Origin of the sequence: Collinsella intestinalis DSM 13280 (assembly GCF_000156175.1) — a bacterium.
Lineage (GTDB): Bacteria > Actinomycetota > Coriobacteriia > Coriobacteriales > Coriobacteriaceae > Collinsella > Collinsella intestinalis.
In genome coordinates this window covers 200,467-221,046 of the sequence record NZ_GG692711.1, presented here as the reverse complement: position 1 = coordinate 221,046, position 20,580 = coordinate 200,467, and the positions used below count along the sequence as shown (strand labels likewise).

Here is a 20,580-nt window from a genome sequence, read left to right as displayed (position 1 = left end):
TCCCGGGTGGGAGGTATGAAAGCCGCCCACCGGTCAGCGGCCATTGCGTGCGGGGCACGCCCGGTCCCATTCCGAACCCGGAAGCTAAGCCGCACCGCGCCGATGGTACTGCGGGGTCAGCCCGTGGGAGAGCAGGGCGCCGCTGACCGGTGGACGGCTTTCGCGCTTTCCCGGCGCGGGAGCGCAAGGGGGTCCCCTCGGGGGCCCTCTTTTGCTATGTCGATAGGTTATGGAGCCGTTAAGGCTCCTTTTTTATGTGTCATCCCGCTCTGCGTGCTCTTGAAGGCGCAAGGCAATCTTCAATGGCTACAATAGGAACGTTATACGCTCAGGTTTTGCAGGGAGGTGCACATGGCTGAAGCCGGCATTGGCGTTGATATCGTTGAAATTTCGCGCATGGAGCGCATCATGCATGTAACGCCCTCATTCATCTCACGAATGTTTACTGAAGAAGAGCGCGCATATTGCGATGCCTCAGCTCGCCCGGCAGCTCATTATGCATGTCGTTTTGCCGCACGCGAGGCTGTCCTCAAGTCTCTTGGCACTGGATTTGGCCAAGAGGGTGTGGGCCGAAACGATGTGTGTACCTCTCGTGATTCCAATGGTAAGCCTATCGCCGTTCTTTCTGGCGGTGCTCAAGCGGTCGCAGAGCGTCTTGGTGTTCAGGAAGTCGCCATTTCCTTGTCTTTCACTGGGGATCTCGCTATTGCCAATGCGATGGCAATCACTTCCGAATCAAGGCCCAAGCCCAAAGAGGACAAGATTTCCGAGCGCCAGGTTATTGCGCAGTCGTTTCGAGAAGCGCGCAGCGTGCTCGATGAACTCGAGCGCGTGCAGGATTTCGAGGTCGACTTTTTGACTCAGAGTGATTCTGAGCCAGACCCCAGCATCTTGAAAGCTGATAAGGAGTAGCGAGTATGAAGCCGGTTCTTTCTGTCGAGGAGACGCTTCGCCTCGAAGATCTCATTGAAAAGGAGGGCACTTCTAAGGCCGCCCTCATGGAGTACGCTGGTGAATTTCTCGCCAGTGTTGCGATGAAGGCCCATCCGCATCATGCCGTGGTCTTGGTTGGGTTTGGCAATAACGGTGGTGACGGCTGGGTCGCCGCTGATATCCTGAGTCAAAAGGGTGTCACGGTCGACGTCGTGAGCCCTATCGAGCCCAATGAGATCAAAAGCCCTATTGCGCGACACGTCGCCCGCCGCACGGCTGGCAGGGATGTCAACGTTGTCGTTGGTCCGTCGCGCGACGAGCTCGTCGATATTCTCGCTCCTGCGGATATCGTTGTGGATGCCATCCTGGGTACTGGTTTCAGCGGTGCTGTCCGTGCTCCTTTTTCCATTTGGATTCCGACGCTGAACGAGATGGACATGATGGTCGTTTCGGCCGATGTCCCCTCTGGATTGAATGCGGAAACGGGTGAGGTCGAAGGACCGTGTGTCCAGGCGACGTATACCGCCACCATGCTTGCGCCTAAGATCGGGTTGTATAGCGGCGAGGGTCCTGAGTTTGCAGGTGATATCCTGTGCGGTGAGCTGTACGATCGTCTTGATGAGGTCATCGACGATGTCGAGCATGCTGCTGATATCGTCGAGCCCGCCGACCTCATCGAGTACTTCCCTGAGCTTCCTGCCCATGTGAACAAATACAGCCGCGGTTCCGTATTGGTTGTCGCGGGTTCTTCGGCGTATCCTGGCGCCGCGATTATGGCGGCGAAGGCGGCCGCCCGTGCGGGCGCCGGCTATGTCACCGTTGCCACGCCCGATCCGTGTGCGAATCTCATTCGCATGGCGCTGCCGAGCATTCCCGTGGTGGGAATCCCAGCCGACACGCGCGGCGCATTCGGTGCCGCTGCAGGTTCGGCCGTACGCGATCTTGCGGGAAAATTCGACTGCGTCCTTTGTGGCCCCGGTATGACGACTGCAGTCGGCGGTATGCAGGTGGTTACGGAGCTTCTGAAAAGCGACGTGCCTCTAGTCCTTGATGCCGATGCGCTCAACTGCATGAGTCGCCTTGCCATAGGTGGTATCGACGCCACCCCCGACGTCTATCGTCGCGAGGCGCCGCTTATTCTTACCCCGCATTATCGCGAGCTGTCTCGTCTGGTTGGGGGAGAGTCGGTAGAGGATCTGGGAACGGCGATTGACGCGGCGCAACGTCTGCTGTGGGCCGCCGGTTCGAACAACATGGTGGTGGTTGCCAAGGGTCCTCGAACCGCAATTGTTGGTGTCGAGCGCGTGCTGCTGCCCAAGAGCGGGCCCGCTTCGCTTGCCACGGCGGGTTCCGGTGACGTGCTTGCGGGAATTATCGCCGGCAATGTCGCGGTCAGCCACGGTGAGGTCGACTGCTGGGAGATGCAGTGCGCCTACTCTGTCGCCGTCCATTCGTTTACGGGGTATATCGCCGCTGCGGCGATGGGCGAACGCAGCGTGATCGCCACGGACTTGATCGACGTGATCGGTGATGCCATGGGAGTTGTCGAAGAAGAAGCCCTCAAGGACGCTGGAATCGAGTTGGGAGCATAGATGCAGACGCTACACGAGCCGCCGACGCGCTGGGCGTGGGCCGAGATCGACACCGGGGCGCTGCGCAGGAACACGAGGGCATTCAAGAGCCTGGTTGGTCCGCGCCAGCGCTTGTGCTGCGTGGTCAAGGCCGATGCCTATGGACACGGTGTGGCCAATTGCGCCAAGGTGATGCATGCGGCGGGTGCCGACATGTTTGCCGTTGCCACTGTCCTGGAGGGCGTGGCGCTGCGTGAGGCGGGGCAGAAGCTACCCATCCTGCTGTTGAGCGAGCCCCCGCAGGGCGCCATCGATACTTTGCTCGAGTATGACATCATGCCTTCGGTATACTCGCCCGAGTTCGCCTGGGCCTATGGTGAGCGAGCCGCGGCGCTCGGCCGAGTGGGCAAGTACCACATGGCCATCAATACCGGAATGAACCGCATCGGCGTTCATTGCACGGAGGTCGTCGACTTCCGCCGCAGCGTCGACTTCCATGCGGGCTTGGAGTGCGACGGCACGTTCACTCATTTCGCGACCGCCGATGACCCTGATGGCTGGGATCATCAACTGCAGTGCAAGCGTTTCACCGAGGCGATCTCGGCATTGCGCGAGGCTGGATTCGACCCCGGTATCGTGCACTGTGACAACACGCCCGGATCGGTGCTCAATCCCGCGATGCACTTCGATATGATTCGCGCTGGAATCGGCCTCTACGGCCTTCAACCCTGCGAGCGCACCGCCTCTGTTCTTCCGCTCGAGCCCGTCATGAGCATCCGCGCGCGCGTGACGCACGCGTGCTATCCGGCCATGGGCGAGGGTGTGGGCTATGGTTTCACCTACCGGGTCCCACGAACGCGCGTCGAGGTGTGCACGTTGCCGATCGGGTATGCCGATGGCCTGCCGCGCGTCCTGTCGAATCGCATGGACGTCCTGTTCCGTGGGGAGCGCATCCGTCAGGTTGGCAACATCTGCATGGACCAATGTATGGTGGCCGTGTCCGAGACCTCGCTGCGCCCGACGCAGGAGGCCGAGGTGGGCGATTTGATGACGATCGTGGGCCGTGATGGCGATGCGCAGATCACGCTCGACGAGCTGGCCCGGGCTTGCGGGACCATCAACTATGAGCTTGCGTGCGGTTTTGGCATGCGCTTGGAGAAGATTTACGTGTAACGGCGTCCGCCTGTGGGCGGCGTTCGAACGATAAGGGGGAGCAGCGCCATGGGTGTCATGCACATTCCCGGACATACGGGCCAAAAGCCGCGCGAGGTTTCGCTCGATGAGATCCGTTCCGTCATGGGCGACTGCCGTGCGTGTCAGCTTTACCAGACGCGCACGAACATCGTCTTTGGCGTAGGCAATCCGCGCGCCCGCGTGATGTTCGTGGGTGAGGCGCCGGGAAAGAACGAGGATCTGCAGGGTGAGCCGTTCGTGGGGCGTGCCGGTGAGAACCTCAATCGAATCCTCTCCCTCGCGGGCCTCGAACGCGAGGACATCTATATTGCCAACGTTCTCAAATGCCGTCCTCCGCAGAATCGCAATCCCCAGGCGGACGAGGTATTGGCATGTTCGCCGTATCTGCGCGAGCAGATTCGCAGTATCTGGCCGGATGTCATCGTCACGCTGGGCAACCCGGCGAGCCATTTCGTGCTCAAGACCGAGGTCGGCATCACCAAGCTGCGCGGTCGTTTTCACCAGATGGGTCATTTCACCGTCATGCCGACGTTTCATCCGGCGGCGGCGCTGCGCAACCCGGCGTGGCAGGCGCTGCTCGAGGAGGACTTCCGCATGCTCGGGGCGTACCTGGCGGAACACCCCGTCGACGTTGGTCTGAACGCGGCACGTGCGGCTGTTCCCGAAAATGACGCCACCGCCAGTGCACTTCCGGAGATTGAGGAGTAGCCATGGCGCTTGAGTATAGGGCTCCGCGCGCGTATGCAAGTGCGGGTGTGGATGACACCGTCCACTTGGGTGAGCTGGTTGCCGGCTGCCTGGAGGACGGCGATGTGCTCGTTTTGACGGGTGGACTGGGTGTGGGAAAGACGCATTTCACCAAGGGCGTTTCGGCCGGCTTGGGTGATGGCCATCCCGTCACGAGCCCCACGTTCGCCCTTATGGCCGTACATGACGGCGGCCGCATTCCTTTGTTTCACTTTGACCTGTACCGCCTGGAGCACGCCTTTGAGCTCGAGGACACGGGTATTTTCGACGTGCTGGGGTATGAGGGCGCGTGTCTGCTCGAATGGGGCGAGCAGTTCCAGGACGAGCTGACCGATGAGTATCTGGGCGTGATCATCTCGCGCGTCGATGGGGATGAGTCCCTGCGTGAGATTGCGCTCGAGCCCCATGGTGCGCGTGCAGAGCGCCTGGCTGCCGCCGTCGATGATGCGGTGCGCGCCGGCGAAGCCGCCTAATATCTCAATTTGTACCTGTCCCCAATTGAGTCTGTCCCCAATTGAGTCCTGAACGCTTGGAGCGAGAGAGATGAAACTAGACGAACTGCGGACGCTGATCGTGGCGATCGATACCTCCACGGACATGCTTTCCTGCGCGGTGGCGTGGTGGACGCCCGAGGTCTTCTTCGATGACAGACCTTCGCGGGCCTCGGTCGAGGTCCTCTCCTCCCGTGATCACTTGTGCCGCAGGCGGGCGAACGTCGAGCTCGTTCAAACGGTGCGTGAGGCCCTTGATGAGGCCGGTATGTCCATGTCCGACGTGGGTGGGTTCCTCGTGGGCCGCGGGCCGGGCTCCTTTACCGGCGTGCGCATCGGCATTTCCACCGCAAAGGGTCTTGCCCGCGGTGCAAACGTGCCCCTGATGGGGACTTCGACGCTCGACGCCTGTGCATGGACCGCTTGGAAGGCGGGCACGCGCGGTCTGGTGGGTGTTGCTGCGGATGCCATGCGCGGCGAGGTGTACCCTGCGCTGTATACGCTGGATGATGAGGGCCCGCACCGAATGTTCGAGCGCGAACGCGTGGTGAAGGCCGCGGTCGCGGTGGAGGAGTGGGCCGAGCGCGCCGATGCGGACGAGTTGCAGCTCACCGGCGACGGACTGGTGCGCTACGGCAAGCTGTTCGAGGAGGCGGGCCTTATGGCGCGCGCCCTTCCTCGCGAACTGTGGTGGCCCACGGGTGAGGGTGTGCTGCTGGCCGCTGCATGCCCCGAAGGCCTGGCCGCTGCGGGCAGTACGGACCCGGCGGCGGTGCTGCCGGTGTACACGCGCCTTTCCGATGCCGAGGAGAACGAGCGTCGTCGTTTGGGCCTGGCGGAGAGCGTGAACACGGGCGTCACCGGTGTGGCCGACGAGCTCGCCGGACGCCACTTGCAGGTGCGCCCCATGGCCGCAGCCGATGCCGAGGCCATGGCCGTGCTCGAGCGCGAGTGCTTCGAGGGTGCGGGGCACGAGCCGTGGAGCGCGAACCTGTTCTTGGCGGAGCTTTCCGAGGGCGCCGCGGCCGCCCGCTCCTGGTGGGTCGCCCATGACAACGGAGAGTTGATCGGCTTTGCCGGCGGCATGGTGGTCGATAAAGACGTCGAGATCCTCGACGTTGCCGTTTCACCCGCACATAGGCGCGAGGGTATCGCGCGCAAGCTTCTCGCGCATGTGAGCTACGATGCGCAGATGCTCGGCTGCACGAGCGCCTCGCTCGAGGTGGAGGCCGACAACGAATCCGCCCGCGCTCTCTATGCGAATTTGGGATTCGAGCAGATCGGTTGTCGCTGCGGGTACTACGGGGCCGGTCGCGATGCGCATGTGATGCGTGCTTCGCTGCCGCTGGTTTTGCCCGTGGACGCTGCATCGCCGGAGCCCACGGCCGCCTTGGCGCGTGAGTGGCCGTTGCCGGCGCCCTCGCGCACGGCCGATGAGGCGGCCGAGATCGAGCGCCGCCAACTCATCCTCGCTATCGAGAGCTCTTGCGACGAGACGGCCGTGGCCATCGTGGATGCCGAGGGCAACCTGTTGGCAAACCAGGTGTCGACCCAGATCGATTTTCATGCTCGCTTTGGCGGCGTGGTTCCCGAGATCGCCTCGCGCAAGCACGTGGAGGTCATTGTCGGTGTGGTGGATGCTGCGCTGGAGGAGGCTGCCGAGAGCCTCGGTTTGGCGGGCGGGGCCATAGCCCCTGCCGAGCTTGCAGCGGTTGGTGTGACCCAGGGACCCGGTCTGGTGGGCGCGCTTGTGGTGGGCGTGGCGTTCGCCAAGGGCTTTGCGCTTGCGGCCGACAAGCCGCTCATCTGCGTGAATCACCTCGAGGGGCACCTGTTCGCCAACAAGCTCACCACCCCCGACTTGGAGCCGCCGTTCATCTTCACGCTCGTCTCGGGTGGACACACCATGCTCGTGCACGTGCGCGCCTGGGGTGATTACGAGGTCTTGGGCGAGACGCTCGACGACGCGGTGGGCGAGGCTTTTGACAAGGTCGCCAAGGCGCTGGGCCTCGGATATCCCGGCGGTCCGATCATCTCGCGCTTGGCGGAGGACGGTAATCCAAAGGCCATCGACTTCCCGCGCGCCCTCAACAGCCGCGGAGACTACCGCTTCTCGCTCTCCGGCCTGAAGACCGCGGTCACGCTCTACATCGAGCAGGAGACGGCGGCCGGTCGCACCATCCACCTGCCCGACCTGGCCGCCTCCTTCGAGGCCGCCGTGTTCGACGTGCAGTACAAGAAGGCCAAGTGCGCCCTGCGGGAGACGGGTGCGCGCGAGTACTGCATCGGCGGTGGTGTGGCGGCAAACCCGCATCTGCGTCAGATGATGATTGAGAAGCTCGGTCGCCAGGGCATCCGTGTGACGGTGCCCCCGCAAAACGCGTGCACCGACAACGCCGCTATGATCGCGGTGGTCGCGCGCGAGAAGTTTTTGCGTGGAGAGTTCGCCGAGTTCACGGTGGACGCCGACCCGAATATGACCTTGTAGGCCACGGGTTCAAACGATAGATGAGGCCCCCATCAGCGCGAAGTTTGCTGATGGGGGCCATATTGCGACGCGAGGGGCCGGCACGATGCGAGGGGCTAGTTCCAGAAGCTGTCCTCGTCATCGCCCTTAGGGCCGCGGTCGACGTACATCTTGTGGGTGCGCTTTTCCAGGATGAAGGCGGCGATGCCAAAGATGACGATGCCCGCGAAGAACAAGACGCCGACGCCCAGGCGGGTGCCGAAGAGGAAGTTGAAGACCTGATCCATTGCGCTGTCCTGCTTTCTTGCTGGAATACATGGCGAAATACGCTCACCAGTATATACTTGCACTGCACCAACATGCATCGCATCGCGATTTCCCCGCGATGAGTCGCCGCGCCGCGGTCGGGATAGCTCGGCTCGCGGCGATAGTTTTATGAGAGATGTGAACACGGAGGGACTATGCTCGACATCAAATTTGTTCGCGAGAACCCTGAGGCGCTCGACGCCGCCATGGCGAACCGTCAGGGCTCCTGGGACCGTGAGCGCTTCTTCGCGCTCGATGAGGAGCGCCGCTCCGTCATCGCAGAGGTCGAGGATCTGCAGGCCACCCGCAACGCCGAGTCCAAGAAGATCGGCGTCCTCATGAAGGAGGGCAAGCGCGACGAGGCCGAGGCTGCCAAGGACGCCGTTCGCCAGGTCAACGAGAAGATCGAGGTGCTCGGCGCGCGCCGTGCCGAACTCGATGCCGAGGTCTCCGACTTCATGGCCCGCATCCCCAACATCCCGGCCGACGTCACGCCCGTGGGCAAGGATGAGAACGAGAACCCCGAGCGCCGTCGCGTGGGCGAGCCCCGCGACTTCGCCGCCGAGGGCTTTGAGCCCAAGGCCCATTGGGACCTGGGTGCCGAGACCGGCATCCTGGACTTCGACCGCGGCGCCAAGCTTTCCGGCGCTCGCTTCACCGTGCTCTCCGGCGCTGGCGCCACGCTCGACCGTGCGCTGCAGAACTTCTTCCTGAACACGCATATCTCCCGCGGCTTCACCGAGTTCATCCCGCCGGTCATCGTCAACCGCGAGATTATGTACGGCACCGGCCAGCTGCCCAAGTTCGAGGATGACGCCTACCACACCGGCGAGGACCAGTTCCTGATCCCCACCGCCGAGGTCGCCCTCACCAACCTGCACGCCGGCGAGGTGCTCGACGCCTCCCAGCTCCCGCTGCGCTACACCGCGGGTACCCCGTGCTTCCGCGAGGAGGCCGGTTCTGCCGGTCGCGATACCCGCGGTATCATCCGTCAGCACCAGTTCACCAAGGTGGAGATGGTCAAGTTCGCCAAGCCCGAGGAGTCCGATGACGAGCTCGAGAGCATGGTGGCCGAGGCCGAGTTCATCCTGCAGCAGCTCGGCTTGCCGTATCGCGTAATCTCCCTGTGCACTGGCGACCTGGGCTTCTCCGCCCGTCAGACCTACGACATCGAGGTTTGGCTGCCGAGCTACAACGCGTACAAGGAGATTTCCTCCTGCTCCAACTGCGGTGACTTCCAGGCCCGTCGCGCGAACATCAAGTACCGCGACCCCGAGAACTTCAAGGGCCAGCGCTTCGTGCACACCCTGAATGGTTCCGGCCTGCCCACCGGTCGCACCATGGCCGCGATCATGGAGAACTACCAAAACGCCGACGGCTCCATCACGGTGCCCGAGGTGCTGCGCCCCTACATGGGCGGCATCGAGCGCATCGAGCCGCTGGCGTAAGGCCGCATAGATTACGGTGACCCTTATGGACGCCCGCTCGTGTATCCGGGCGGGCGTCTTGCGTATGAGGCGCAGGTGCATCGTGGTGCATTGCGCCCGTGATATGATGCTTGGATGAACACATCGCGTTGCATGGGAGAGAGGAACCGACATGCTGAACGCTATTGAGATCTCGCCGAAGGTTTGGTGGGTTGGCGGCATCGATTGGAACGAGCGCCTGTTCCACGGCTACACCACCGAGCGCGGCATCACCTACAACGCCTACCTCATCATGGACGAGAAGATCACCTTGATCGACACGTGCAAGGCGACGTTTGCCGATGAGCTTGTGCAGCGTATCTCGCAGGTCGTCGACCCCGCCAAGATCGATGTGGTCATTACCAACCATGTTGAGATGGATCACTCCGGCTCTCTGCCCGTGATCCACAAAATCGCCCCCAACGCCGAGATCTACGCTTCCGCCGGTGCCGGCGTCAACGAGCTCCGCGCCCACTTCGGCATCGAGGCAACGCCCGTGAAGACGGGCGACACCCTCTGCATCGGCGAGCGCACCCTGAGCTTTGTGACCACTCCGATGGTCCATTGGCCCGACAACATGGTCACGTACTCCGACGTCGATAAGATCCTGTTCTCCAACGACGCGTTCGGCCAGCATTTCGCCACCACCAAGCGCTTCGACGACGAGAACGATATGTGCGAGGTCATGAAGCAGGCCAAGAAGTACTACGCCAACATCGTGTGGCCGTACGGCATGCAGGCCGGTCGCGCGCTTGCCGCGGTCAAGGGCCTCGAGCTCAAGATGATCGCCCCCAGCCATGGCTGCATTTGGCGCTCCCACATCGACGAGATCATCGCCAAATACGAGGAGTGGACCACGTACCAGACGCAGGAGAAGGCCGTCGTGGTGTTCGATTCCATGTGGCACTCCACCGAGTCCATGGCACGTGAGATTTGCGATGCCTTCATCGCCGAGGGTATCTCCGCCCAGCTCATCGACGTTAAGAGCACGCATATCTCCGACATCATGCTCTACATGTGCGATGCCAAGTACGTGGCTGTCGGCTCGCCCACGCTCAATTCCAACATGCTGCCCACCGTGGCGAGCTTCCTCACGTACATGCGCGGCCTTTCGCCCAAGAACGAGCAGCGTATCGGTCTGGCGTTCGGCTCGTATGGTTGGGCTCCGCTCGGCCCCAAGCAGGTGTACGCCGAGCTCGAGAACGCCAAGTTCCAGCTGCCCGTGCCGGTCGTGGCGCAGCAGTGGGTGCCTTCCGAGGAGAACCTCGCCGAGCTGCAGGGCACCGTTCGCAAGATGATCGAGGCCGCCCGCGCGTGATGTCGGGCAGGTGGCTCGTGCCCGTCTCGAGTTTTTGAGGGGCGGCCCCGCGGGGTCGCCCTTTTTGCCAGAGCGACGCCTTGCGGGCGAGCAATCGGATTCATCACCGCCCGGTGTAAAACCGGCGTGCGGTTCGTACACAAGGAGCTTCAATGGTGGATACGCTGCAGATGACCAGGAGTCTGGGTTCGTATGCCGATGTGCTCGCCGATGCGGGCATCGTGCTCGAGGACGTGCGCGACGAGGCTCGCGGGATCGAGATCGCATATGCGACCGATGATTCCCGGCGCGTGGTGCCGCGGACGCTGTTCGTGTGCAAGGGCGCTGCGTTCAGGCGCGAGTACCTGCTGCAGGCGCTCGCTGCCGGTGCGGTTGCCTATGTGTCCGAGGTCGATTACGAGGTCGACGGCGAGGTGGGGCATGAGGTCCCGCGCGTGCTGGTGAACGATATCCGCACGGCGCTCGGGCTGCTCGCCGATGCCGCATACGACCATCCTTCCGGCCGGGTGAAGGTGTGCGCCTTCACGGGCACCAAGGGCAAGACCACGAGCGCATATTACCTGCGCTCGATTCTGTCCGAGCATGCGCGTGAGATGGGGCGCCCCGTTCCGGCCCTGCTGACGGGAGTCGAGTACGATGACGGCGTCGAGCGCGGCGACTCGCTGCTCACCACGCCCGAGTCCTTCGAGCTCGAGCGGCGGTTCGCCAATGCCGCCAGCGTGGGCTGCGAGCACGTGGTCATGGAGGCGTCGAGTCAGGCCATCAAGTTCCGCCGCACCCTCGGGGTGGACTTTGCCGTGGGCGCGTTCACGAATTTCGGCGAGGACCACATCTCTCCCATCGAGCATCCCACGCTCGAAGATTATCTCGAGAGCAAGTTGCTGCTGTTCGAGCGCTGCCGAGTGGCCGTGGTGAATCTCGACATGGATGTGGCCGAGCGGGCGCTCGCCGCCGCCCATGCTTCGCGTACGGTCGAGCGCGTACTTACCTATTCGCTCGAGGATGCGGCGGCCGATGTGTTCGTGCCGTCCTATGTCCGCACCGAGCGCGGCATCCGCGCGACGGTGCGTACGCCGCGCATCGCCCGCGAGCTCATGATTCCCTCGCCCGCGGTGTTCAACTTGAGCAATGCCCTGGGCGCCATCGCGTGCGCCGAGGCGCTGGGAATCTCGGCGGACGCGATCGAGACGGGCCTTTCCCGGGCCTACGCGCCCGGTCGCATGGAGCTGTATCCGAGTGAGAGCGGCCGCATCATGGGCGTGGTCGATTACGCTCATAACGGTATGAGCCTCGAGACGCTCCTACGCGATTTGCGCGCGAGTTATCCCGACCGCGAGTTTGCCGTGGTGTTCGGCGCAACGGGCGGCAAGGGCGTCGATCGCCGCGAGACCATGGGTGAGGCGGCCGGAAAGCTCGCCGATCGCATCGTCATCACCGAGGACGATCCCGGCCCCGAGGACCCCGCCCTCATCTGTGACGCCATCGCCCGCGCCGTGAGCGCGCAGGGCAACGAGAACTGGCAGGTCGTACTCGACCGCAGTGAGGCCATACGCACCGCGGTGAGTGAGACGCACGCCCCCGCCGTTGTGATCGTGACGGGCAAGGGCAACGACCCGTTTATGCTTCGTAACGGTGTGCGCGAGCCGTATGAGCCCGACGGCGACCAGCTGCGCCGCGCCTTGGCGGACTGGGAGCGCGAGCACGTCTAGGTGCTCTGCGCCCGACCGAACGCCGGATTTGTGGCGGCTCCCCGGTGGGCCGCCAGTCGTACAATCGAGAATGACCGAGATATTTGCCTGAGAGAAAGAGGACTCATGGCCGATTCGCCTGCCACCGCCGCTTCCATGGGAGCCGATCTTACGTCCGGGCCTGCCAAGGTGTATTACACCAATTTGCGCACGCACGGCCGCGAGAGCCAGCTCGACAAGCTCAAGCGCCTCATTCGCCGTGCTGGCATTGAGCAGATCGACTTCGAGAACAAGTTTGTCGCCATCAAGATTCACTTTGGTGAGCTGGGGAACCTCTCCTTCCTGCGTCCCAACTATGCACGCGCCGTTGCCGATGTGGTGAAGGAGCTCGGCGGCATGCCCTTCCTCACCGACTGCAATACGCTGTACGTGGGTAGCCGCAAGAACGCGCTCGAGCACATCGATTGTGCGTACCAAAATGGGTTCACGCCCTATGCCACCGGCTGCCAGGTCATCATCGCCGATGGCCTCAAAGGCACCGACGAGACGCTCGTCCCGGTGAAAAACGGGGAGTACGTGCAGGAGGCCAAGATCGGCCACGCCCTGATGGACGCCGATATCGTGATCTCGCTTACGCATTTCAAGGGTCACGAGCAGGCGGGTTTTGGCGGTTGCATGAAGAACCTCGGCATGGGAGGCGGCAGCCGCGCCGGCAAGATGGAGCAGCACGCGGCTGGCAAGCCGAGTGTGGATGAGGCCAAGTGCATCGGATGTCGCGCGTGCGAGCGCATCTGCGCGCATGGCGCCGTGAGTTTCCCCACAACGCGCGAGCGCGCGCTCAAGAATGGGCGTGTGGTCGAATCTCCCGTGGCGTGCATCGACCACGATTGCTGTGTGGGATGCGGACGCTGCATCGGCGCGTGCAATCAGAACGCCATCGAGCCCGATTACGGTGCCGCCGCCGACGTGCTCAACTACAAGATCGCCGAGTACACTCAGGCCGTCGTGCAGGATCGTCCGAGCTTTCACATCTCGCTCGCCATCGACGTGAGCCCCAACTGCGATTGCCATCCAGAGAATGACACGCCCATCGTGCCCGATATCGGCATGTTCGCGAGCTTCGATCCCGTGGCTATCGATCAGGCGTGCATCGACATGACGCTCGCCATGCCCGCGATGCCCGATACCGAGCTGACCGAGATGCGTGCAAAGCTCGAGGCGGCGGGCGAGGTTCCCGAGCGCTGTGAGCACGATCACCTCAACATGACGCACCCCGATACCAATTGGCGCTCCATGATCGAGCACGGCGAGAAGATCGGCCTCGGTACGAGCGAATATGAGCTCATCGAGGTGAAGTAGCCCGGGCGTTTGGTGCCCGGGATCTGGAGCCAGGGGCTCGGGTTCCGAGCCGGGATCTTGGACCTGAAGACATGAAGATGGTCGTGATTTGCCTGGCTGTTGCACGGAGGCAAATCACGACCGCTTCTGGGTGAGATGACATAAGCTCTGCCGTTTGCGGGGCACTCAGCGTTTGCGGGGGGACCGGCGTTGGGGGTGCCCAGCGTCTGCAGCGCGCCCGACCGGGCTTTCTGAGACGCTACTCCTCGCGGTCGAACTCCTCGTTCGCGTCGAGGGGGCGTCCGGAATAGTTCACATGCTCGGTCACGGCCCCCATGTCACCGGTTTCGATGAAGCGACAGGCCGCCTGGGCGTAATCGTCCAAGGCGCGGTCAAAGACATCGGGGAATGCCTCGGTGCTCTCGGTCTCGGAGAACGGGTTGCGCCAGGGCTTGTGCTCCAGGTTGCCGCATGCGGAGGGAGTTTCGGTGGTGACGCGGTGGGCGAGGGACTGCAGCAGGGAGTAGTCGCTCACCAGGCTCTCGAGGCGACCGAGCACATCGGAGCGCATGGACCCCGCGGGTTCGATCAGGCGGTAGACGAGCTGCATGTCCGCCACGGCCCCGCCGTATTCGTTGGCGGCAACATCCATGCCGTAGACGCTCTTTGCCATGAAGCTCACGAGCGCTCCGGCGACCTTGTCGATGCGCGGATTGCTGGAGACCTCGCCCACGGGCGGGAACTCGGCGATGGTTGCGCCGTTGCGTTTGAGCTGCAGCATGAGTAGGTCGAGGTCGCTCTCGATCACGGCGTGCACTTGGCTGCCGGCGCCAGTGAGGTCGGGGTCGGCCTCCTGGATGCCCCACTGCTGCGCGTAGACGAAGGGGTGCGCGTTGCGGTCGAGCACGTAGTGGGAGAGCATGCCCAGCGTCCAGGCACGGCCCACACCGGAATCGGATGGCTGCAGGCGCGAGACGCCTTCGCGCAGCGCGGCGAACTGGCGGGACATGCGGCTGCGGTGCATGACGCGTGCAAGTTCCATGCACGCCCCCATGTTCGGGGTCCTGAAGCGGAAGAAGAACGGGTCGGGGCCCTGGTTGGCGAGCAGGAACGCAGCGCGCTCGTCCTCATTCGTGATGATTCCCTCGGGCAGGCGCTCGATGCTCTCCTCGCCGAACAGGCGATGGGTGATCAATGCGGGCATGCGTGTCTCCTTTGAAGCGCGTACATCTGTCGCCTATTATGCCCAGCTTTCGGGCTGGATTTCGGGGCGGCGTCCGACCCGGCTTTCGAGGTCGGATTTCGCAGTATCGAAATGGTTTCGAAATGCAAAACGTTGCGCTTACCTGCGAAAATAAGGTATAACAAGCACTTGTCACATATATCGAGGGGGGAATGCATGGCAAATATGATCGAAATCCGCGGCCTGAACAAATATTTCGGCGACCTTCATGTCCTGAAGGACATTGACCTCACGGTTGAAGAAGGGGAGAAGGTCGTCATCATCGGCCCGTCCGGTTCCGGCAAGTCGACGCTCATCCGCTGCGTCGATTTTCTCGAGGAGCCCACCAGCGGCGAGGTCATCATCGACGGCACGCCGCTCACCAAAAAGAATCACCTGGAGATGGCGCGCACGTACAGCTCCATGGTGTTCCAGCAGTTCAACCTCTACCCCAACATGACGGTGCTCGGCAATCTCACGCTCGCACCCATCAAGCTGCAGAAGAAGTCCAAGGAGGAGGCGACCCAGGCCGCCATGGTCGCGCTCAAGCGCGTCGGCCTGGCGCATAAGGCCGGCGAGTTCCCCCAGAACCTCTCCGGCGGCCAGCAGCAGCGCGTGGCCATCGCCCGCGCGCTGTGCACCAAGCAGCCGATCATCCTGTTCGACGAGCCGACCTCCGCTCTCGATCCCGAGATGGTCCAGGAGGTCCTCGACGTCATGATCGAGCTCGCACAGGAGAACATCACCATGATCTGCGTGACGCATGAGATGGGCTTCGCGCGCCAGGTCGCCGACCGCGTCATCTTCATGGACGACGGCCGCATCCTGGAGCAGGGCTCGCCGGAGCACTTCTTCGAGAACCCCGAGAACCCCCGCTGTCGCGACTTCCTCGCGAAGATCCTGCATTAGAGCGAGGGGATGCAAATGCGATATAAGAAGGAACTCATGCGGGCTCCCGGCGACGGAACCCGCTTCGCCGCCTCGCCATTCGCCCCTGGTGCCGACGGCAGGTGCCCGAGCCGTCGATCGGTGCTTCGGGGTCTTGCCGCCACGGCGGCCCTTGCGGGGGCGGGCGTCCTTGCCGGCTGCGGTGCCGGTGCGGGCTCCGAAACCGGTTCTGCGCCGGCGAGCGCCCCCGGCTCTAAGCTCGCCGCCATCAAGGCGCGTGGGAAGCTCAACGCTGGTGTGAAGAAGGACGTTCCCGGATACGGATACTACGACCCCGCCGCCCGCACCTATGCGGGCATGGAGATCGACCTGTGCTATCAGATCGCGGCGGCTGTCTTCGACGTGACCTACGACGAGGCGCGTGAGCGCGAACTTGTCTCCTTCACCGACGTCACGCCCAAGACCCGCGGTCCGCTCATCGACAACGATCAGCTCGACGTGGTGTGCGCGACCTATACCATCACGCCCGAGCGCATTGAGAGCTGGGACTTCTCCACGCCCTACCGTACGGACTACGTGGGCCTCATGGTGAAGAAGCGCAGCGGCTTCACGCGCATCGCCGACCTCGACGGGCGAATCATCGGTGTGAGCCAGGGCGCGACCACCCAGGGCCTCATCGAGCAGATGCTCAAGGACGAGGGTATCGATGCGCGCCCCGAGTTCCTCGCGTTCTCGGGGTACCCCATCATCAAGAGCTCGCTGGATGCGGGCAATATCGATTGCTTCGCCATGGACCGCTCCACGCTGGCCGGATACACGAACGAGACGGTCGAGCTGCTCGAGCCCGAGGTGAAGTTCGGCGAGCAGAACTACGGCGTTGCCACCAAGAAGGGCAGCGACCTGTCCACGGTCGTGGACGAGTGCGTGCGCGCTTGCGCGGCGAGCGGCTGGCTCGATGCCGAGATCGAGAAGTGGGGGTTGGTGTAAATGCTCGAAGGACTGCTCGATCCCCGGCGCTGGACGCTGACATTTGAGAATATGGGGCCGTTTTGGGAGGGCTTCGGCGTGACCCTCAAGGTCGTCGCCGCGGGCCTGGCCCTGGCCTTGCTGCTGGGTACGTTGCTTGGCGTGTTCTCCACCACGCGTTCGCGTATCTTGCGCGGCATCTCCCGCGTGTACGTCGAGTTCTATCAGAACACGCCGCTGCCGGTGCAGGTGCTGTTCATGTACATGGCCGGCCCGCAGTTCCTGCAGGTCATGACGGGCGCGGCCCAGCCCGTGCGCATCGCGCCGTTCGCGTTGGGCGCTCTTGGCGTGGGCCTCTATCACGCGGCGTATGTGGCCGAGGTCATCCGCACGGGCATCGAGGCCGTGCCGCGCGGCCAAATGGAGGCCGCTCAGAGCCAGGGCTTCTCGCGCCTGCAGACCTACGCCTACATCGTGCTGCCCCAGACGTTCAAGATCATCTTGCCGCCCCTGTGCAACCAGGCGCTCAACCTGGTGAAGAACACCTCTGTGCTGGCGCTGGTGGCCGGCGGTGACCTTATGTACCGCTCCGACAACTTCGTGAGTCTGTACGGGTTCCTGCAGGGCTATATCGTCTGCTGTCTCATGTACTTCATCATCTGCTTCCCGATTGCCATGCTCGGCCAGTGGCTCGAGCGCCGCAGCAAGGCCCGCCCGCGCGCCAAGGTCATCCCCGGTGTGACGGATGCGGCGGGATCTTCGCCCGAGGGTGCTGTACGGCCGGCGACCGCTGGAAAGGAGGCGTAACCGATGGAGATCTTCAACGCGACGAACCTCGTCTACATCCTGGGCGGTTTCATCAAGACCATCGAGATCTCGGTGCTGTCCATCATCTGCTCCGTCGTGGTCGGCACGGTGCTCGCGCTCGTCAAGAGCTACGGACCCCGTCCCTTCCGCTGGCTCGTGAGCGCCTACATCGAGCTGTTCCGCTGCACGCCCAACCTGCTGTGGATCCTGTTCATCTACTTCACCGTGCAGGGCATCGACATCTTCATCTCGACGCTCGCGTTCACGCTGTTCACGAGCGCCGTCATGGCCGAGATCGTGCGCGCGGGCCTGAACGCCGTGCCCGCCGGGCAGTTCGAGGCGGCGCAGAGCCAGGGTTTTGGCTTCTTTGCCACGATGCGCTACATCATCCTGCCGCAGACTTTCCGCATCATCACGCCCGCACTGTTCGGTCAGTGCACGACGGTCATCAAGGACAGCTCCTACCTGTCCGGTATCAACGTTGCCGAGTTCATGTACACCACCAATGTCGTGATGGCTCATGCCGTCTCGCTCGACCAGGTGCTCATGCTGTACGGTTTCGTGTTCGCGCTGTATTTCGCCCTGAACTTCGGCATCTCGCTGCTGGTTCGTCGTTATCAGCGCAAGGTTGCGGCCGCATAGGGCCAAAAGAGGCGTCGCCGGCCCACGAGGGTGGGCGGCGCATTTTTTACGGCGCCCGCGTCATGGGCCCGTTTCCGCCGACCATCAAACGCAAACCCTTCGTACCCGGGAGGTAGCAATGGGTTTTCTGAAAGATATGCACGAGCGCAGGATCGCGGCGGCGCAGGAGGTGCGCGCCGGTCAGCCCGTCGTGATCACCATCGCGCGCGATTACGGTGCCGAGGGCCACGAGATCGGCAAGATGCTCTCCATGGAGTTGGGCATCCCGCTTTACGATAACGAGTTGCTGGTCCGTTCCGCCGCGCGCAGCGGCGAGGCGCTCGACAAGGTGGCCGCCTACGACGAGCGTATGGCTGCCGAGTTCATGGCGTTCCTGCCCGATCGCGCTGATTCGCGCACCATTTCCGACCGCCTGTTCAAATCGATGGCCCAGGTGATCGTCGATCTTGCCGCCACGCGTAGCTGCATTATCGAGGGGCGTCTGTCCGACTACCTGCTTCGCAACAATCCCAATCACATCGCGGTGCTCGTGACCGCCCCCTTCGATGCCCGCGTCGAGATCGTGCGCGCCAAGCGCGGCCTGGACAAGCGCGCCGGTGCCAAGCTCGTGCGCGAGATGCAGCATGCCCGAGAGGCGTTTTACAAGCGCTACTCCGCCGGCAAGTGGAAGATGACGGATGGCAAAGACATCGTGGTCAACCGAGCCAAGCTTGGTCGCCAGGGGTGCGTCGACGTGATTGCCGCCGCGTATCGCTTCAAGCTCGCCGAGGTTGGTCAGGACCCCGTGTCCGTTGCCGCCGGCGAGCTCGAAACCGGGGACCTCGGATAGGCGGAGATAGACCTTAGTCATTCAGACTTAGATTTGATGACAATGTGACGCTTAAAAAACTTGAGCCTATGTGAATAGCCTTGCGCGCGGCGGGCATAACGTGAGTGTCAAACAACGGCACGCACCCCGCAGGGCGCGCGCGAGGCGTGCGGGCACAGTGCCCCACGCGTATCACGAAGGAGTGATCGAGTATGGCTATGGTTCCGTATCGTCAGGGTTATGGCGTCCTCCCCGTGTCCACCAACTCTCTGTTCGACATCTTCGACGACATGATGGACATTCCGCGCACCGCTCTCGCCACCAAGGCGTTCCCCATCGACGTCGAGGACAAGGGTGATTCCTACGAGGTCAAGGCTTATCTCACCGGCGTCACCAAGGATGATTTGGACGTCGAGCTCAATGAGGGCCGCCTGTCCATCTCCGTGACCGTCGAGGAGAAGGAGGAGAACAAGAACAAGAACTACCTCCAGCGCGAGTTCACCGCGTACTCCGCCACGCGCGGCGTCTATCTCAAGGATGCGGCTTGCGAGGGCCTGTCCGCCACGTTCGCCGACGGCGTGCTGACCGTCACGGTTCCCAAGTTCGTGGAGAAGAAGAACGTCACCAAGATCGCAATCGACTAGTGAGGTCTCGCATACTGCTTTCTTGTTACGCCCTCGGCGCCCCAATCGGACGCCGGGGGCGTTTCGTGTGTCGGGCCCGGCCCGCTGCCGGCGTTGGAGGGCGACCGGCGGGTGCCCGGTCGTGCGGCGCCATGGCATGGCTTTGCCGTAGTTACGGCAAACGTTGTGGTAAATCGACATAAATGCCGACGATACACTATGTCCCGCAAAAATTGGCACACCAAGAGGGAAGGGTCAGCATGGCTGCAGAAACCAAGGAATTCAAGAGCTATCTCGCCAACAAGTGCATCATCGGTTACGGCATCATCAACGGCATCGTCAACGCGGCTATCTTCTTCGGCATGAACGCCTCCAACCCCGACGTGACCTTCGCCGCCGGCAAGGTCGTTGAGGAGATCGTCCTTACCGGCGCTCTGCTGGGCCTCATCCTGACCTGGTGCGTTGTTCCGCTCACCAAGATGGACCTGCGCAAGAACGTCTACAAGGCCGACGCCGATCGCAACGGCATCATCGCCAAGCTCCCCGGCGGCGCCATCACCCTGTCCATCCCCGTGGGCATCATCGCGGCCGCGCTCGCCGGCGCCCTGGCCTTGGCCTTCACCATGTTCCTGCCCATGCCCCTCACCCGCACCGGCATGATGATCTTCAAGGGCTGCATGTGCGCCGTCGTGGGCGCCCTGTCCGGCTACATCGTCGTGACCCGCACCACCGCAGGCTTCGAGCCCGAGTCCAAGTAACTTGCGACCTCAATGTTCTCCATGCGCGGACCGTGGAGAAGAAGTTGTGGCTCACGCTTAGGGAGGCGGCCCCCACACTGAACTGCGCCCCGAAACTTGGACGCGATAAATCATAACCGCTAAGCGGCCCCCCGAAGGGCCTGCTCCCGGAACTCCACCGGGGTCAGGCCCTTCAGCTTGACCTGGCGCCTCACGTTGTTCCAGTGGTGGATGTAGTCCTCCAGGTCCGCCTTGAACTCCTCGAACGTGTCCCAGTCGCGCCCGCGGAGGAACTCGTCCTTCAGGTGGCCGAACATCCCCTCCGTGCATGCGTTGTCCAGGCAGTTTCCCTTCCTGGACATGCTCTG

General features: G+C 63.0%; 20 protein-coding genes and 1 rRNA gene. 18 read left to right on the top strand and 3 right to left on the bottom strand.

Annotated features, from left to right (window positions below; all coding sequences use genetic code 11):
- Positions 1 to 32 precede the first annotated feature (32 nt).
- The 7 genes from rrf (at position 33) to tsaD (ending at position 7,424) form a co-directional block, all read left to right on the top strand.
- A 5S ribosomal RNA gene (rrf, locus tag COLINT_RS07525) occupies positions 33 to 148 on the top strand.
- A 203-nt stretch (positions 149 to 351) separates the two neighbouring features.
- On the top strand, positions 352 to 912 hold the full coding sequence (gene acpS, locus COLINT_RS07520) for a holo-ACP synthase (protein ID WP_006723873.1): 561 nt from the start codon (positions 352 to 354) through the stop codon (positions 910 to 912).
- A gap of 5 nt (positions 913 to 917) precedes the next feature.
- Positions 918 to 2,525 carry an NAD(P)H-hydrate dehydratase gene (locus COLINT_RS07515; protein WP_006723872.1) on the top strand — a complete coding sequence of 536 codons (1,608 nt, stop codon included), beginning with the start codon at positions 918 to 920 and terminating at the stop codon, positions 2,523 to 2,525.
- A complete protein-coding gene (alr, locus tag COLINT_RS07510; RefSeq protein WP_006723871.1) occupies positions 2,526 to 3,677 on the top strand; it encodes an alanine racemase in 1,152 nt (383 codons plus the stop codon).
- Positions 3,678 to 3,725: 48 nt separating this feature from the next.
- Positions 3,726 to 4,406, top strand: coding sequence for a uracil-DNA glycosylase (locus COLINT_RS07505; RefSeq protein WP_006723870.1), 681 nt, complete (start codon positions 3,726 to 3,728; stop codon positions 4,404 to 4,406).
- 2 nt (positions 4,407 to 4,408) lie between these two features.
- On the top strand, positions 4,409 to 4,918 hold the full coding sequence (tsaE, locus tag COLINT_RS07500; protein ID WP_006723869.1) for a tRNA (adenosine(37)-N6)-threonylcarbamoyltransferase complex ATPase subunit type 1 TsaE: 510 nt from the start codon (positions 4,409 to 4,411) through the stop codon (positions 4,916 to 4,918).
- Positions 4,919 to 4,988: 70 nt separating this feature from the next.
- Positions 4,989 to 7,424 (top strand): tRNA (adenosine(37)-N6)-threonylcarbamoyltransferase complex transferase subunit TsaD, encoded by a 2,436-nt coding sequence (gene tsaD, locus COLINT_RS07495; RefSeq protein ID WP_006723868.1) that lies wholly within the window; start codon positions 4,989 to 4,991, stop codon positions 7,422 to 7,424.
- A gap of 95 nt (positions 7,425 to 7,519) precedes the next feature.
- Here the strand turns inward: tsaD and COLINT_RS08670 are convergent, their stop codons facing one another.
- Positions 7,520 to 7,690, bottom strand: a complete 171-nt coding sequence (locus COLINT_RS08670; RefSeq protein WP_006723867.1) for a DUF6724 family protein — start codon at positions 7,688 to 7,690, stop codon at positions 7,520 to 7,522.
- Between the two features lie 174 nt (positions 7,691 to 7,864).
- Between COLINT_RS08670 and serS the strand changes: the two genes are divergently transcribed.
- The 4 genes from serS (at position 7,865) to COLINT_RS07475 (ending at position 13,540) form a co-directional block, all read left to right on the top strand.
- Entirely contained in the window at positions 7,865 to 9,157 is a 1,293-nt protein-coding gene (serS, locus tag COLINT_RS07490) for a serine--tRNA ligase (protein WP_006723866.1), read from the top strand.
- Between the two features lie 151 nt (positions 9,158 to 9,308).
- Positions 9,309 to 10,493, top strand: a complete 1,185-nt coding sequence (locus tag COLINT_RS07485; RefSeq protein ID WP_006723865.1) for an FprA family A-type flavoprotein — start codon at positions 9,309 to 9,311, stop codon at positions 10,491 to 10,493.
- Positions 10,494 to 10,645: 152 nt separating this feature from the next.
- Entirely contained in the window at positions 10,646 to 12,202 is a 1,557-nt protein-coding gene (locus COLINT_RS07480; RefSeq protein ID WP_006723864.1) for a Mur ligase family protein, read from the top strand.
- 105 nt (positions 12,203 to 12,307) lie between these two features.
- A complete protein-coding gene (locus COLINT_RS07475; RefSeq protein WP_006723862.1) occupies positions 12,308 to 13,540 on the top strand; it encodes a DUF362 domain-containing protein in 1,233 nt (410 codons plus the stop codon).
- A 238-nt stretch (positions 13,541 to 13,778) separates the two neighbouring features.
- On the opposite strand, the gene COLINT_RS07470 is transcribed toward COLINT_RS07475, so the two are convergent.
- Positions 13,779 to 14,723 (bottom strand): zinc dependent phospholipase C family protein, encoded by a 945-nt coding sequence (locus COLINT_RS07470; RefSeq protein WP_006723861.1) that lies wholly within the window; start codon positions 14,721 to 14,723, stop codon positions 13,779 to 13,781.
- Between the two features lie 195 nt (positions 14,724 to 14,918).
- Here COLINT_RS07470 and COLINT_RS07465 point away from each other — a divergent pair, with 195 nt between their 5' ends.
- From COLINT_RS07465 to COLINT_RS07435, 7 genes are all read left to right on the top strand, one after another.
- The gene (locus COLINT_RS07465; RefSeq protein ID WP_006723860.1) at positions 14,919 to 15,650 is read left to right on the top strand and encodes an amino acid ABC transporter ATP-binding protein; all 732 of its coding nucleotides are present in this window, start codon (positions 14,919 to 14,921) and stop codon (positions 15,648 to 15,650) included.
- Positions 15,651 to 15,665: 15 nt separating this feature from the next.
- Positions 15,666 to 16,616, top strand: a complete 951-nt coding sequence (locus tag COLINT_RS07460; RefSeq protein WP_233418442.1) for a transporter substrate-binding domain-containing protein — start codon at positions 15,666 to 15,668, stop codon at positions 16,614 to 16,616.
- A complete protein-coding gene (locus COLINT_RS07455) occupies positions 16,617 to 17,402 on the top strand; it encodes an amino acid ABC transporter permease (RefSeq protein ID WP_006723858.1) in 786 nt (261 codons plus the stop codon). It abuts the gene before it with no gap.
- A 3-nt stretch (positions 17,403 to 17,405) separates the two neighbouring features.
- Positions 17,406 to 18,044: an amino acid ABC transporter permease gene (locus COLINT_RS07450; protein WP_006723857.1), complete on the top strand. Its 639-nt coding sequence runs from the start codon at positions 17,406 to 17,408 to the stop codon at positions 18,042 to 18,044.
- Positions 18,045 to 18,162: 118 nt separating this feature from the next.
- A complete protein-coding gene (locus COLINT_RS07445) occupies positions 18,163 to 18,873 on the top strand; it encodes a cytidylate kinase-like family protein (RefSeq protein ID WP_006723856.1) in 711 nt (236 codons plus the stop codon).
- A 191-nt stretch (positions 18,874 to 19,064) separates the two neighbouring features.
- A complete protein-coding gene (locus tag COLINT_RS07440; protein WP_006723855.1) occupies positions 19,065 to 19,496 on the top strand; it encodes an Hsp20/alpha crystallin family protein in 432 nt (143 codons plus the stop codon).
- A 239-nt stretch (positions 19,497 to 19,735) separates the two neighbouring features.
- Complete coding sequence (locus tag COLINT_RS07435) at positions 19,736 to 20,233, top strand: hypothetical protein (protein ID WP_233418441.1); 498 nt, start codon at positions 19,736 to 19,738, stop codon at positions 20,231 to 20,233.
- A 119-nt stretch (positions 20,234 to 20,352) separates the two neighbouring features.
- Here the strand turns inward: COLINT_RS07435 and COLINT_RS07430 are convergent.
- Positions 20,353 to 20,580 (bottom strand): IS3 family transposase (locus COLINT_RS07430; RefSeq protein WP_006723853.1); only part of this gene is annotated, 228 nt, incomplete at its 5' end.

Coding starts and splice junctions, on each gene's coding strand:
- COLINT_RS07465 (WP_006723860.1), top strand. CDS start 14,919: ATGGCAAATATGATCGAAATCCGCGGCCTGAACAAATATTTCGGCGAC.
- serS (WP_006723866.1), top strand. CDS start 7,865: ATGCTCGACATCAAATTTGTTCGCGAGAACCCTGAGGCGCTCGACGCC.
- alr (WP_006723871.1), top strand. CDS start 2,526: ATGCAGACGCTACACGAGCCGCCGACGCGCTGGGCGTGGGCCGAGATC.
- COLINT_RS07515 (WP_006723872.1), top strand. CDS start 918: ATGAAGCCGGTTCTTTCTGTCGAGGAGACGCTTCGCCTCGAAGATCTC.
- COLINT_RS07505 (WP_006723870.1), top strand. CDS start 3,726: ATGGGTGTCATGCACATTCCCGGACATACGGGCCAAAAGCCGCGCGAG.
- COLINT_RS07455 (WP_006723858.1), top strand. CDS start 16,617: ATGCTCGAAGGACTGCTCGATCCCCGGCGCTGGACGCTGACATTTGAG.
- COLINT_RS07470 (WP_006723861.1), bottom strand. CDS start 14,723: ATGCCCGCATTGATCACCCATCGCCTGTTCGGCGAGGAGAGCATCGAG.
- COLINT_RS07460 (WP_233418442.1), top strand. CDS start 15,666: ATGCGATATAAGAAGGAACTCATGCGGGCTCCCGGCGACGGAACCCGC.
- COLINT_RS07450 (WP_006723857.1), top strand. CDS start 17,406: ATGGAGATCTTCAACGCGACGAACCTCGTCTACATCCTGGGCGGTTTC.
- tsaD (WP_006723868.1), top strand. CDS start 4,989: ATGAAACTAGACGAACTGCGGACGCTGATCGTGGCGATCGATACCTCC.
- COLINT_RS08670 (WP_006723867.1), bottom strand. CDS start 7,690: ATGGATCAGGTCTTCAACTTCCTCTTCGGCACCCGCCTGGGCGTCGGC.
- COLINT_RS07440 (WP_006723855.1), top strand. CDS start 19,065: ATGGCTATGGTTCCGTATCGTCAGGGTTATGGCGTCCTCCCCGTGTCC.
- COLINT_RS07480 (WP_006723864.1), top strand. CDS start 10,646: ATGGTGGATACGCTGCAGATGACCAGGAGTCTGGGTTCGTATGCCGAT.
- COLINT_RS07445 (WP_006723856.1), top strand. CDS start 18,163: ATGGGTTTTCTGAAAGATATGCACGAGCGCAGGATCGCGGCGGCGCAG.
- COLINT_RS07435 (WP_233418441.1), top strand. CDS start 19,736: ATGGCTGCAGAAACCAAGGAATTCAAGAGCTATCTCGCCAACAAGTGC.
- COLINT_RS07475 (WP_006723862.1), top strand. CDS start 12,308: ATGGCCGATTCGCCTGCCACCGCCGCTTCCATGGGAGCCGATCTTACG.
- COLINT_RS07485 (WP_006723865.1), top strand. CDS start 9,309: ATGCTGAACGCTATTGAGATCTCGCCGAAGGTTTGGTGGGTTGGCGGC.
- acpS (WP_006723873.1), top strand. CDS start 352: ATGGCTGAAGCCGGCATTGGCGTTGATATCGTTGAAATTTCGCGCATG.
- tsaE (WP_006723869.1), top strand. CDS start 4,409: ATGGCGCTTGAGTATAGGGCTCCGCGCGCGTATGCAAGTGCGGGTGTG.